This is a genomic window from Haematobacter missouriensis, from assembly GCF_000740775.1.
Taxonomy (GTDB): Bacteria; Pseudomonadota; Alphaproteobacteria; order Rhodobacterales; family Rhodobacteraceae; genus Haematobacter; species Haematobacter missouriensis.
In genome coordinates this window covers 37549-51078 of the sequence record NZ_JFGS01000030.1, presented here as the reverse complement: position 1 = coordinate 51078, position 13530 = coordinate 37549, and the positions used below count along the sequence as shown (strand labels likewise).

General features: G+C 63.2%; 12 protein-coding genes. 3 read left to right on the top strand and 9 right to left on the bottom strand.

Going from position 1 to position 13530, the window contains the following annotated elements:
- The coding region (locus tag CG51_RS15230) for an AMP-binding protein (protein WP_035746422.1) at positions 1-1308 on the top strand (1308 nt) is incomplete at its 5' end.
- A gap of 39 nt (positions 1309-1347) precedes the next feature.
- Here the strand turns inward: CG51_RS15230 and CG51_RS15225 are convergent.
- The 8 genes from CG51_RS15225 to CG51_RS15190 form a co-directional block, all read right to left on the bottom strand.
- Positions 1348-2787, bottom strand: a complete 1440-nt coding sequence (locus tag CG51_RS15225) for a mannitol dehydrogenase family protein (protein ID WP_035746408.1) — start codon at positions 2785-2787, stop codon at positions 1348-1350.
- 79 nt (positions 2788-2866) lie between these two features.
- The gene (locus CG51_RS15220) at positions 2867-3637 is read right to left on the bottom strand and encodes an L-iditol 2-dehydrogenase (protein ID WP_035746407.1); all 771 of its coding nucleotides are present in this window, start codon (positions 3635-3637) and stop codon (positions 2867-2869) included.
- Entirely contained in the window at positions 3634-4632 is a 999-nt protein-coding gene (locus tag CG51_RS15215) for an ABC transporter ATP-binding protein (RefSeq protein ID WP_035746406.1), read from the bottom strand. Before CG51_RS15215 ends, CG51_RS15220 begins: the two co-directional genes overlap by 4 nt.
- 10 nt (positions 4633-4642) lie before the next feature.
- On the bottom strand, positions 4643-5473 hold the full coding sequence (locus CG51_RS15210) for a carbohydrate ABC transporter permease (protein WP_035746405.1): 831 nt from the start codon (positions 5471-5473) through the stop codon (positions 4643-4645).
- A gap of 1 nt (position 5474) precedes the next feature.
- Entirely contained in the window at positions 5475-6347 is an 873-nt protein-coding gene (locus CG51_RS15205; protein ID WP_035746404.1) for a carbohydrate ABC transporter permease, read from the bottom strand.
- 90 nt (positions 6348-6437) lie between these two features.
- Positions 6438-7757: an ABC transporter substrate-binding protein gene (locus CG51_RS15200; RefSeq protein WP_035746403.1), complete on the bottom strand. Its 1320-nt coding sequence runs from the start codon at positions 7755-7757 to the stop codon at positions 6438-6440.
- Positions 7758-7889: 132 nt separating this feature from the next.
- Positions 7890-8846 (bottom strand): sugar-binding transcriptional regulator, encoded by a 957-nt coding sequence (locus CG51_RS15195; protein WP_035746401.1) that lies wholly within the window; start codon positions 8844-8846, stop codon positions 7890-7892.
- Positions 8843-9508, bottom strand: coding sequence for an HAD family hydrolase (locus CG51_RS15190; protein ID WP_035746421.1), 666 nt, complete (start codon positions 9506-9508; stop codon positions 8843-8845). The genes CG51_RS15195 and CG51_RS15190 overlap by 4 nt, the downstream gene beginning before the upstream one ends.
- Before the next feature lie 136 nt (positions 9509-9644).
- Here CG51_RS15190 and xylB point away from each other — a divergent pair, with 136 nt between their 5' ends.
- Positions 9645-11093, top strand: coding sequence for a xylulokinase (gene xylB, locus CG51_RS15185; protein WP_035746399.1), 1449 nt, complete (start codon positions 9645-9647; stop codon positions 11091-11093).
- A 13-nt stretch (positions 11094-11106) separates the two neighbouring features.
- Complete coding sequence (locus tag CG51_RS15180) at positions 11107-11808, top strand: glutathione S-transferase N-terminal domain-containing protein (RefSeq protein ID WP_035746419.1); 702 nt, start codon at positions 11107-11109, stop codon at positions 11806-11808.
- A gap of 56 nt (positions 11809-11864) precedes the next feature.
- Here CG51_RS15180 and aliA read toward each other — a convergent pair whose 3' ends face one another.
- Positions 11865-13529: a cyclohexanecarboxylate-CoA ligase gene (gene aliA, locus CG51_RS15175; RefSeq protein ID WP_035746398.1), complete on the bottom strand. Its 1665-nt coding sequence runs from the start codon at positions 13527-13529 to the stop codon at positions 11865-11867.
- Position 13530 lies beyond the last annotated feature (1 nt).

Below are 13530 nucleotides of genomic sequence, written 5' to 3'. Positions count from 1 at the left end.
AAATCAGCGATTTACTTGGGGAATGTGGGTCTAAGCGATGCGGACGCGCCGCTCATGGTCGCGGAAGCGGGGCTGCTGGACCGGCTGACCGATGTCGCACCGGGCAAACTGCGTAAGGTGCTTGCTGTCGGCACGGGCGAAATACCGGCCCGCACAGGTATCGAGATCCTGCCACTTCACGACGTGGATCACGTCGATCCCACGATCTTCACGCTGGAAACGCCGATAGAGCCATGGGACACTCTGGCGATCATGTACACCTCCGGCACCACCGGAAACCCCAAGGGTGTCGTGACCTCTTACGCGCAACTCTATACGATGGGGCCGGATGCGTTCGAGGTGGCGCCGGATGATCGCTGCCTCATCTGTGGACCTATTTTCCACTGCGGTTCAACGCTTTACGTTTACGCGCAACTGGCGCGCGGACTGTCCATCGGCATGATGCGGGAGTTCAAGACGCGGGAGTTCTGGCAAGCCGTGCGGGGCACAGGATCGACCTATTGCCTCCTGCTGGGCGTGATGGCGAGCTTTCTTCTGAAAGAGCCAAGCCAGCCCGATGATCGGGACCATCCCCTACGACGGGCCTTCATCACCCCCTTCGGGGAGGACGGCCCGCTCTTTGCCGAGCGGTTCGGAGTGGAAGCCTGGACGATATACAACATGACAGAGATCGCCAGTCCGCTGCACGCGGGCCCCCTGCGGGGAAGCGCCGGCCTGAAGGGTATTACCGGACGACCGCGCCCCTGGTTTGATCTGCGGATCGTGGACGCCAACGATATCGAGGTGCCGGAGGGTGCCACGGGGGAACTCATCATCCGCTCCAGCCGTCCTTGGGCACTGATGAAAGGTTACCACAACGCGCCGGCGGCGACGGTGGAGGCAATGCGGAACGGCTGGTTTCACACCGGCGACGGCTTTCGGCGCGATGAAGCTGGGCAGTTCTTTTTCGTGGACCGTCTTAAGGACGTGATCCGGCGGCGGGGGGAAAACATCTCCTCATTCGCCTTGGAAGCCGAAGTGACCGCCCATCCCGATGTTAGGGAATGCGCTGCCGTCGCGGTCCCGAGTGCTTTCAGCGAAGATGAGGTGTTGATCGTGGTCACGCCGGTCGCCGGTCGGATAATCGACGCAGAAGTGCTGGTGGCCCATCTCGCACAGCAATTGCCGAAATTCATGGTGCCCCGCTACGTCAGGGTAATGGCTGACCTTCCCAAGACGGCGAGCGGCAAGATCCAGAAGCATGTGCTCCGAGCCGACGGCGTGACGAGCGATACGTTCGACCGGGAGCAGATGGCCGCCCGTACATGATTTGCAGGCGGGCGCGCGGCTCGACGCGCGCCCTTCCTCTCAAGCCAGATACTCTTCCAGCACCGCCCGGGTCCCCTTCGCCCAGAGGGCTTCAAGCGCCTTGGCGAAAGCGTCCGCGACCTCAGGGTGCTGACCGAGATCCCCGTAGATGTCGGTCATTCCCAGCCAGATCGCCGGATCCCGCCGCGCGTTCCTGGCCCGGAGAGTGAGCGCCTCCCAGCGCGGATCATTCGGCGCGATCTCGGCCCCGCTGTCACTCTCTCCGGCGCAATAACGGCACCACAGGGCCGATTCGAGCAGCAGCCCCCGCGGCAACACCCCCCGCGCGAGATTGTCCCGGATCGAGGGCACGATGAACTTCGGTTGACGCCCCGAACCGTCAAGGCAAAGCCGCCGTACCGTATCCGCAACCTCGGGGTTGGAAAACCGCTCGCGGATCACGCGGTAGTAGTCCTTCAAATCGGTAGCAGGCACCGGCGGAACGATGGGCAGGATCTCCTCCTCCTCCACCCGGTCGAGAAAGCGGGAGACCAACGGCTCGGTCATCGCGTCATGGACAAGCTCCACATCCATCAGCCCGGACGGATAGGCGATGATCGCGTGACCGCCGTTCAGGATGCGGATCTTCATCGTCTCGTAGAGATGAACATGCGGCGTGAAGGTCACACCCACTTTCTCCAGCGCCGGGCGACCTGCGGGAAAATTGTCCTCCAGAACCCACTGGCGGAACGGCTCGCAGGTGACGGGAACAGGGTCGTCGAGACCGAAATCCCGCGCCATCGCCCGCTCCCTCTCGCCGGTGGCGGGCGTGATACGGTCCACCATCCCGTTCGGAAAGGCGACATTCTCATGCACCCAGTCTGCAAGTTCGGGATCGAAAAGCCGCGCCAGACCCACCACCGCATTGCGCGTGACCTCTCCGTTGCCGGGGAGGTTGTCACAGGACATGACGGTGAAAGGTTGGATACCCTGCGACCGCCGGACGCTCAACGCTGCCAGAATAGCGCCGAATGCGGTTGCGGGCGCCTCCGGGTTTGCGGCATCGGCCAGAATATCCGAGGCTCCGGGGTCGAAATCCCCGTTGGCATCCGTGAAGTAGCCGCCCTCCGTCACTGTCAGGCTGACGATGCGGATTTCCGGCCGGGACATGGTGGCGATGAGCGTGACATTGTCCGGCTCCACCGGGATGTAGTCGATCATCGACCCCACACGGCGTGCCCGTTTGCCAGAAGGATCAAGCTCGATCACCGTCGAAAGGCAGTCCTGCGCCTTCAACGCCGCCCTCATGGCAGCGTCTGGCGCCCTCACGCCCGCCCCGATGATCGCCCAGTCATGGTCATCTCCGAGCGCAAACAGGTCATCGAGATAGACGGCCTGGTGCGCGCGATGAAAATTGCCAAGCCCGATATGCACAATACCGGGGGTCAACCGGCTGCGGTCATAGGCGGGAAGGGCCACGGAAGTATCAGTATGTGTCATGTCAGACCACCGCTTCGCCGAGGGGAAGGGGCGCGCGTCAGCGGAGGGAGGGTCCTTGACGCGCGCCCGCAATCATGGCTCACGCCATCCAGTTACCGCCGTCCACGCCGAAGCATTGGGCGACGATGTAATCCGCCTCCGGCGTGGCAAGAAAGATCGCCATGCCGGTCAGGTCCTGCGCTGTGCCCATCCGTCCGAAGGGCACAGCCTCTCCGACAAGGCGCTTCTTCTCGCCACGCTGCCGGTTTTCGTATTTCGCGAACAGGCTGTCGACGCCATCCCAATGCTCTCCGTCCACCACGCCGGGGGCGATGGCATTGACGTTGATTCCATGGCGGATAAGGTTCAGGCCCGCCGACTGGGTAAGAGAGATGACGGCGGCCTTCGTTGCGCAATAGACCGCGACCAGCGGTTCGCCCCGACGCCCCGCCTGGCTCGCCATGTTGATGATCTTGCCACCCTCTCCCCGCGCGATCATGTGCCGCGCAACGGCCTGAAGCGTGAAGAGCGTACCCGCAACGTTGACCGAGAAGAGCCGGTCATAGCTCTCCCGCGTGATCTCCTCGATGGGAGCCGCATCGAAGAGCGCCGCATTGTTGACGAGGATGTCGATCCCCCCCATCGCGGCCACCGCCGCCTCCACACCCGCTTCGATGCTCTCTTGCAGTGTCACATCCATCGTGACTGCATGGGCGCCCGTACCGAGCGAACCCGCAGCCTCCTCGACAGCCGCTGCATTGATATCGGCCAGGGCGACCGATGCGCCCTCCGACAGATAGGCACGGGCGAACTCCAGCCCGATACCCCGCGCGGCCCCTGTAATCAGCGCGCGCTTCCCTTCCAGTCTCATGCGATCGCCTTTCCAGCCTGATCGAAGCGATAAACCTTGCCCGCCTGTGGGGCGAGGCTGACGGGGGTGCCGCTCCCAAGACCCACCTCGCCATGTGCGCGGACTGTAAGCGGGCCGACCCCTGCCACATCAACATGCAGGAACGTGTCCGACCCGAGGTGCTCGGAAAGGGTGACCTTGCCTTTCCATGGGCCGTCATCGGCAAGCGTGACATGCTCGGGTCGAACCCCGATTGTATGCGCGCCATGCTGTTCAGCGGCGGCCCCTTCGATAAAGTTCATCTTCGGACTGCCGATGAAGCCCGCCACAAAAAGATTTGCGGGGGTACGGTACAGTTCCAGCGGGGTGCCCACTTGCTCGATCCGGCCGGCGTTCATCACCACGATCTTGTCGGCCATCGTCATCGCCTCCACCTGATCGTGCGTGACATAGATCATCGTGGTTCCCAACGACTGGTGAAGCTCCGAGATCTCCTGCCGCATGGAGACCCGCAGCGCAGCGTCGAGGTTGGAGAGCGGCTCATCGAAGAGAAACGCCTTCGGTTCGCGGACGATGGCGCGCCCGATCGCCACACGCTGCCGCTGACCGCCGGAAAGCTGCCCCGGCCGACGGTCGAGATAGGGTGAGAGGTTGAGGATCTTGGCAGCCTCCTCGACTTTCCGGGCCTGATCGGCGGAGGACATCCCGGCCATCCTCAGCGGGAAGGCGATGTTCTTGCGCACCGTCATGTGCGGGTAGAGGGCATAGGACTGAAACACCATCGCGAGCCCGCGCCGCGCCGGCGGCAGGTCGGTGGCGGTGTTGCCGTCGATGGTGATGGTGCCGGAGGTCACGTCCTCCAGCCCCGCAATCAATCGCAGCAGAGTGGATTTGCCGCAGCCGGACGGCCCGACGAAAACCACGAACTCGCCTTCCTCCACTCGCAGATCGATGCCCTTGATGACATCCACGCCGCCGAAGGATTTCAGCACATCCTTGAGAACGATCTCGCCCATCGGCGTCTCCTTACTTCACCGCGCCGAAAGTCAATCCGCGCACAAGTTGCTTCTGACTGAACCAGCCGAGGATGAGGATCGGCGCGATGGCCATGGTGCTTGCCGCCGAAAGCTTGGCGTAGAACAGACCCTCGGGGCTGGAATAACTCGCGATGAAGGCGGTCAGCGGCGCAGCCTGCGAGGCCGTGAGATTCAGTGTCCAGAAACTTTCGTTCCAGGCGAGGATCACGTTCAGCAGCAGGGTCGAGGCAATGCCCGGAACCGCCATGGGAGTTAGAACGTGGACCACTTCCGACCACAGTCCCGCTCCGTCCATCCGCGCAGCTTCCAGGATCTCCGCCGGGATTTCCTTGAAATAGGTATAAAGCATCCAAACAATGATCGGCAGGTTGATAAGCGTGAGCACGATGACCAGCCCGATCCGGGTATCCAGAAGCCCCGTGTCGCGGAAGAGCATGTAGATCGGCACGAGTACACCGACCGCTGGCAGCATCTTGGTCGAGAGCATCCACATCAGCAGATCCTTGGTCCGCTTGCCGGGAACGAAGGCCATGGACCATGCCGCCGGAAGGGCAATCGCCAGGCCAATCAACGTTGAGCCGAGCGAAATGACGACCGAGTTCCAGAAATGCCCCAGATAGTCGGACCGCTCGTTGACTGCGTGGTAATTCTCCAAGGTCCAGTCGAAGAACAGGAAGCTCGGCGGAGTAGCCACAGCCTCCCCTTCCGTCTTGAAGGATGTCAGCACCGTCCAGAGGATCGGAAAGAAGATCGCGAGCCCAATGACCCAGGCCACCGCGGTGACAAGGGCCTTCCGCCCGTTCGTGACATTGCGCGCCATGTCAGGTCTCCAGGTTCTTGCCGATGGCGCGCATCAGGAAGATGGCGACAATATTGGCGAGGATGACCGCGACGATCCCGCCCGCGGACCCGAGGCCCACATCGAATTGCAGCATCGACTGAACGTACACGAGGAAGGTCAACGTGGTCGAAGCCGTACCCGGGCCGCCATTCGTGGTGACAAGGATCTCTGCGAAAACCGACAGGATGAAGATCGTCTGTATCAGGATGACCACCGTGATCGCTCGGCTCAGGTGTGGCAGTACCAGATGCCAGAACCGCGATCCCCAGCCAGCGCCATCCATCTCCGCCGCCTCCATCTGCTCGCTGTCGAGGCTTTGCAACGCAGTGAGAAGAATGAGCGTCGCAAAGGGAAGCCATTGCCATGCAACGATCAGAATGATGGAAAACAGCGGGGCCTGCGCGAAAAAGTCAAACGGCTGAAAACCGAGCGTCCGCGCGATCCAGGCGAACAGCCCGTTCACCGGGTTCATCATCATGTTCTTCCAGACCAACGCGGAAACGGTGGGCATGACGAAGAACGGCGCAATAACAAGGATGCGGACAATGCCCTGTCCCCACATCGGCTGATCCAGCAACAATGCCAGGGCAATACCGCCAAGTGTCGTTATCGCCAGCACACCAAGCACCAGCGTCAAGGTATTGAGGAGCGCGGGCCAGAAGGCGGGATCGGTGAAGAAATACTGGTAGTTCTCGAAGCCGGCGAATGTCTCCATTCCCGGCATCAGCAGATTGTAACGAAGGGTGGAAAAGTAGAGCGTCATCGCGAGGGGCACAATCATCCACAGCAGCAGCAGGATGACCGCGGGTGACAGCATGAGCCGCCCTGCGGAACGTGAGGCTTGCGTCGCCATGAAGGATGTCGTCCTCTCTTCCTAACGGCCCTCGCGGGTCCGACCGAAAAGGCGGCTCACAGATGAGCCGCCTCGCTTGTCAATCGACGATCACTTGGGATAGCCGGCGCGCGACATTTCGCGTTGGGTGAGCGTTTGCGCATTGGCCAGGGCCTGTTCCGCCGTCGCACTTCCGGCCAGCGCCGCGGCGACCTGCTGGCCAACTGCCGTGCCGATCGCCTGAAACTCTGGAATGGAAACGAACTGTCCACCCGTATAAGGTACGTCCTTCTCCGACGGATGCGCGGTATTCGCAGACTGGATGGCCTTCAAGGTCATCTCTGCAAAAGGCGCGGCTTTCAGGTAGTCGGCATTCTCATAAAGAGAGGTACGCGTGCCGGGCGGCACGTTGGCAATCCCCTCATGCTCCGCCACCAGCAGAGTATAGGCAGGAGAGGTTGCCCATGCGACGAATGCTTTCGCCGCCTCCGCCTTCGTGGAGCTTGCCGGAATGGCGAGGTTCCACGACCACAGCCAGTTGCCATGGTTCTCCCCACCCGGACGCGTGGGAGAGACAGCATAGCCCACGTGATCGGCCACCTTGGAATCCTTCGGGTTCGACACGAAGGAGGCGGCCACTGTCGCGTCGATCCACATGCCGCACTTGCCCTGCTGGAACAGCGCGAGGTTCTCGTTGAACCCGTTGGAGGAAGCGCCGGGCGGGCCGTAGTTCTTCATCAGGTCCAGATAGGTGTCGAGCGTCGCCTTCCATTCGGGGCTGTCGAACTGCGGCTTCCACTCCGTGTCGAACCAGCGGGCACCCATGGAATTGGCCATGGAGGTAACGAAGGCCATGTTCTCGCCCCATCCAGCCTTACCGCGAAGACAGATGCCATAGACCTCGGCCGACTTGTCGGTCATCTTCTGGGCCGCATCCTTGATGAAGTCCCAGTCGGGCGCGGCAGGCATCGTCAGCCCGGCCTTTTCCAGCAGGTCCGTGCGATACATCAGCATGGAGCTTTCCGCATAGAAGGGCGCGGCGTAGAGCTTGCCCTCCTCCTTCAGGCCGGCGGCCACCTGGGGAAGCAGGTCGTCTGCCGCGAAGCCCTCGCCCAGATCGTCTAGCGACGTGAGCCAGCCCTGCTTGGCCCAGATCGGTACCTCGTAGTTGCCGATGGTCAGCACGTCGTACTGGCCGCCTTTCGTGGCGATATCGGTGGTTACCCTCTGGCGGAGCGTGTTCTCCTCCAGTGTGACCCAATTGACCTTGATGTCTGGATGCTTGGCGTTGAAATCCGACATGAGGCCCTGCATGCGGATCATGTCACCGTTGTTCACCGTGGCGACGGTGATCGTCGTCTCCGCCATCGCGGCCCCTGTGATTCCAATGGCCACGGATGCGCCAAGCAGGGCGCGCAACGTAAAAGTCATTTTTCTCCTCCCCTAGGATCGCGATAGTGCTGCTTGAGCAAATCATCTCACTTTGAGCAGATATTCACTTAAGCGCAGAGCCGGTCAACCCCCTCTCTCCGCTGCACTTGCAAAGTCCGCCTGACGGCAAGATCAGGTGGAAAGAATCCCGCGTGCGGTGTTTTCGTCTGTAATCAGTCCGTTGATGATCCCGGATGTGAGCGCAGCGCGAATGGCCGCCACCTTCTGCGGTCCGGCGGATGCCGCTATCACAGGGCGTTCTGCCGACGCGCGCACCCGCACTCCCCCGACTCGGGAATTGAGAGAGAGATCCATGTAACGACCTTCGCGATCGTAGATCCATCCGGCGACCTCACCCGTCGCGCCGCTGCGCTGTACCTGCCCCAATTCCTCCCTCGTGAGGAAGCCATCGGTGAGCAAGGGGGCATCGTCCGTCATTTGGCCGACGCCCACGAACGTAACGTTTGCCGCGCTCGCCAGCTCCCTGACGACACGCACGGCGGGGAGGGACTGGAACGCTGCGTTTTCTTCCGCGGTGGAGGAAAGGACAGGCACCGGCATGGGGTAATGGCGGGCGTGTACCTTCTCGGCCAGATGCATGATGACATCAAAATAGGATGCCGAGCCGTCCGGTGCGATATTGCCGATCAACGAGACGAAGCGATGCCGCGGCGCATCCACCCTTCCCATCGCATCCACCATTGCCCGCATCGCCCGCCCCGTGCCCACGGCGATCACCAAGGGCTCCGGGCGACGGAGCATGCGCTCCATCTCTGCCGCCGCGGCCGGAGCAATGGCCTGAACAGGATCGCCTCCCCCGCCGAGCCCGGGCGCCACACGGCAGCGCCAGAGGCCGAACCGATCCGTCAGCGCCGCCTCCAGCGCGAGACAGGGAGCCAGCCGGTGATTGAGCCGGACGTGGATCATGCCCGCCGCCATCGCGCGGCTGACGAGCCGCTGCGCACGCTGACGCGAGATATCCATCTCGCGCGCGATCTGATCCTGCGTCATCCCGCCGACATAGTAGAGCCAAGCCGCGCGGGCCGCATCATCATCCACGGAAGCATCGGAATCGGAAGGCAGGCTCATAGGTCAACCCGTTGGAAAAAGGTGGGGAAAGCAGCGCGAATCTCGGCGAAGCTGGAGAAATGCTGCGCAGCAAGAAGCGAAGGGGGCTCTTCGCTCATATGTCCACCCCCGGTGAACTGCCAGCCTGTCATGCCGGCACGTGCCGCAGCCGTCAGCCCCGGCTCACTGTCTTCCAGCACCACGACATCGGCGGGCACCACGCCCATCACCCGCGCCGCATGCAGGAAAAGATCAGGCTCCGGCTTGCCACGGGCGACATCCGCCACCGTGAAGCAGCGTCCGTCGAAAAACCGATCCAGACCGGCTGTCGCAAGCGACCGGCGAAGCCGATCGGGGCTGGAGGAGGTCGCCAGACAATAGGGCACGGCAAGGTCACGAAGCATCTCCGCCGCGCCTTCCATCGCCAGAAGTTCCTCGGCGAACAGCGGGAGCAGGCGATCCATGTAGCGCTGCTGGAAATCGCTGGGCAGCCGGCGCGACCAGACCCGGCTCACCTCCGCCTCTACGGCCGAAAAGCTGCGGCCAAGGAAGTGTCTCCGGAAGGCGGACAGGTCGATGAACACACCTTCCCGGGCCAGTTCTTCGGTCAATATGCGACGGCTGATCGTCTCACTGTCGATCAGCACGCCGTCGCAATCGAATATGATGAGCGCGGGGGTCATGCCAATAACCATAAGGCGCCGTGCGGAGCGGGTCCACCAGCGCGCGCGAGAGAGGGGCAGACCCCGTGGTTGAGGGGCTGGACGCTGACCGGCACGCCTGCCAAAACGGGGCGGCACTTGCGACTGGGAGAGAAGCATGTTCCTCGGCCTCGATCTGGGCACTTCAGGTATCAGGGCGCTCCTGATGGACGAAAACCAACATATCCTCGGCTCCGCGACAGCCGATCTTCACGTATCGCGCCCGCGCCCCAGCTGGTCGGAGCAGGCTCCCGAGGACTGGATCGCCGCCGCTGAAATGGCCATCGCAAGCGTCCGGGATGCGCATCCGACCGAATTCTCTGCGCTGAAGGGGATCGGCCTTTCCGGTCAGATGCATGGCGCGACGCTCTATGACGCCGAAGACAGGCCTATACGTCCGTCGATCCTCTGGAATGATACGCGCGCGGCGGAGGAGGCCGCAGAGATGGACGCGACTCCGGCCTTTCGCCGCATCACCGGCAACATCGTCTTTCCCGGATTCACTGCGCCGAAACTGCGCTGGATCGCCCGGCATGAGCCGGAGGCCTTCGCTCGCGTGGCCAAGGTTCTGCTGCCCAAGGATGCGCTCCGGCTCTGGCTTACGGGAGACTACGTCTCGGAGATGTCCGATGCTTCCGGCACGAGCTGGCTCGATATCGGGGCGCGTGACTGGTCGGACGAACTGCTGGCCGCGACGGGCCTCACCCGCGCCCACATGCCCCGGCTGGTGGAAGGAACCGAACCGGGCGGGATGCTCCGCGAACGGCTACGCCGTGAATGGAAGATCGAAGGCGCGGTGACGGTCGCGGGAGGAGCCGGAGACAATGCCGCCTCCGCTGTCGGAATGGGTATGGTGTCCGAGGGGCAGGCGTTTGTCTCGCTCGGGACATCCGGCGTGCTCTTTGCCGCGAACGACGTGTGGCGTCCGCAGCCGGAAAGCGCGGTGCATGCCTTTTGCCACGCATTGCCGAACCGCTGGCACCAGATGGGCGTGATCCTGTCTGCCGCAGATGCCCTGAACTGGCACGCACGCACTTCCGGCGCGACCGCCGGGGATCTTTCGGCCGAACTGGGGGAGAAGTTGCGCGCACCGGGGCCGATCACCTTCCTGCCCTATCTCTCGGGGGAACGGACGCCGCATAACGACGCGCGCATCCGCGGTGCGTTTACAGGGCTTGGCCATGAGACGGGCCGGGCGGAGATGACGCAGGCTGTCATGGAAGGGGTGGCCTTCGCGCTGGCCGACAATCTCGCCGCGCTGCGATCCGCGGGGGCGGAAGTTGCGCGGGTGACGGCGATCGGTGGCGGCTCACGATCTTCCTATTGGTTGCAGGCCATCGCGACGGCGCTGGACATCCCCGTGGAGCTTCCCGCACGCGGCGACTTCGGCGCAGCATTTGGCGCAGCCCGGCTGGGGCTGATTGCCGCCACCGGGGCCGATCCGCTGAGCATCTGCACCGCGCCGCCCGTGGATCACGTCATTTTCCCCGATGCAGCACTTCGCCCGGCATTCGACACGGCCCGTCAGCGCTACCGCAGCCTGTATCCGCTGCTCGCAAACCTTTGATATGGAGGCGAACATGCCGGACCTTTCCCGTTTTCCCATCACGAACCGGTGGCCAGCGAAGCATCCTGAGCGGTTGCAGCTCTATTCGACGCCCACACCGAACGGGGTGAAAGTGTCGATCATGCTGGAGGAGACGGGTCTGCCCTACGAACCGCATTTCATCGATATCGGCAAGGACGAGACGTGGACCGAAGCCTTTCTGTCGCTGAACCCCAACGGCAAGATACCCGCGATCCTCGACCCGTCCGGTCCGGGAGGACAGCCGCTCGGCCTGTTCGAATCGGGGGCGATTCTTGTCTACCTGGCCGAAAAGACCGGGATGTTCCTGCCTGAAGGCACCGAGCGCTACGAGGTGCTCCAATGGGTGTTCTTCCAAATGGGCGGCATCGGACCGATGTTCGGCCAGTTGGGCTTCTTCCACCGTTTCGCGGGGCGCGAGTATGAAGACAAGCGCCCCCGTGATCGCTACGCCGGGGAGTCAGCGCGCCTGCTCCGGGTACTGGAAGGACAGCTTCGGAAGACGGCCTTCCTCGCCGGACCGGATTACACTATTGCGGATATCGCAACGCTGGGCTGGGTGCGGAACCTCATCGGGTTTTACGATGCGGGCGAGCTGGTGAACTACGCCGAGCTGGAAGCGGTGCCCCGCTGGCTCGAAACCTGCCTCGCACGGCCGGCGGTTGAGCGGGGACTGACCATCCCCGCGCGTTCCTGATTACGGAAAACCAAATCACTCGCTACACACTCGGATCATCGTGATCGGTACCGTTGTCAGGCCGTTGCCGATCGCCTCTGCTCGTACTCCATCTTAAGCTCGTTTCTCAGGGCGAATTTCTGGATCTTCCCGGAGGCGGTGGCGGGCAGTCGCTCGCGGATCTCCAGCCGCTCCGGCACATACTGCCGGGCGAGTTGTTCACCCGCAAGGAATGCGCTCATTTCGGCAAAGTCGATGCCCTTTCCTTCCTTCGGCACTATAAAGGCGCAGGCCCGCTCCCCCAGCCGGTCGTCCGGGTAGGCGACGATGGCGACCTGCAAAACGGCGGGATGTTTGTAGAGCAGAGCCTCGACCTCCACCACGGGAATGTTCTCCGCGCCGCGGATTATGACATCCTTGGACCGGCCGACGATGCGGATATGGCCGTCCCTCTCCAGTCGGGCGATATCGCCCGTCTCGAACCAGCCCTCCGCATCGGTGGCGTTCAGATCGGGCCGCCTGAGATAGCCCGCGAAGTTGGAGCAGCCGCGCACGAACAATTCGCCCTCCTGCCCGGGTTGAACCGGCTTGCCGTCGGCCCCCCGCACCTGCACCTCCATGCCCCGGAGCGGCGCGCCGTCCGATCGGGCGGAGCGGTCCGGTACGTCGTCAAGCGGTACCACCGTCACCGCCCCGTTCTCCGTCATGCCCCAGGCAGAAACGATCCGCGCGCCCAGCACCCGACCAGCGCGCTCCACCAGCGGGCCGGGGATGGCGGTTCCCGCGCAAAGGAAGATCCGAAGGCTCCGGCTGTCGCTCGCTTCCTCTTCCACCGCATTGGTCAGGTCCATCAGGAAGGGGGTGGAGGCCATGGTGAAGGTCACACCCTCGCTCGCGATCAGGCCCGCGGCCAGCGTCCTGTCCCAGCTGTCCATCAGCACCATCCGCGCCTTCAGCATCACGGGAAGCAGGAAGCCGTACATGAACCCGGTCTGATGCGCCATCGGAGACGCCATCAGGATCACGTCCGATCCGTCCAGCCGTAGCCGCTCCGCATAGGCGACGAGGTTGGAATACATGGTATTGGCCGTGTGCATCACGCCCTTCGGCTCGCCGGTCGTGCCGGAGGTGTAGATGAGCTGGCAGACGGCGTTCGCATCGCCCCTGTCCCGCAGGCTCACCTCTCGCAGATCTGGCGCATCGTCGAGCATGGGGTCCAGCAGCAGCGCCTCGAAGCTGCCCTCCCCCTCGCGTCCCGCGACGACGACATGCGAGAGGTCCGGCAGATCGGGGCGCAACGCGTCCGCCATCCTCTCATGGTCGAAGCCGCGGAAGGTCTTGGGCACAACCAGCACCTTGGCCTCGCCATGGCGGAGCATGAAGCGGAGCTCCCGTTCCCGGAAGATGGGCATCACGGGATTGAACACGATGCCAAGCCGCCGACAGGCGATATAGAGCACCACGAACTCCCAGGAGTTGGGCAGCTGGCAGGCCAAGACGTCATCCCGAACGAGGCCGAGCCGCCGCAGCCCCTCCGCCGCGCGCCAGGACAGATGTTCTATCTCCGCCCATGTCAGATGTCGCGTCTCCCCCGTGCCCACGTTGACGCTGGTCAACGCCCGCGCTTGCGGTGCTTCCGCCAGCACTTCCTCAAAATAATCGAGCAGCGTCTTGCCCGGCCAGAGACCCTCTGCCTCCATACGGGCGCGGCGTGGCTCGATCAGAACGGCATCGAAGTGCATG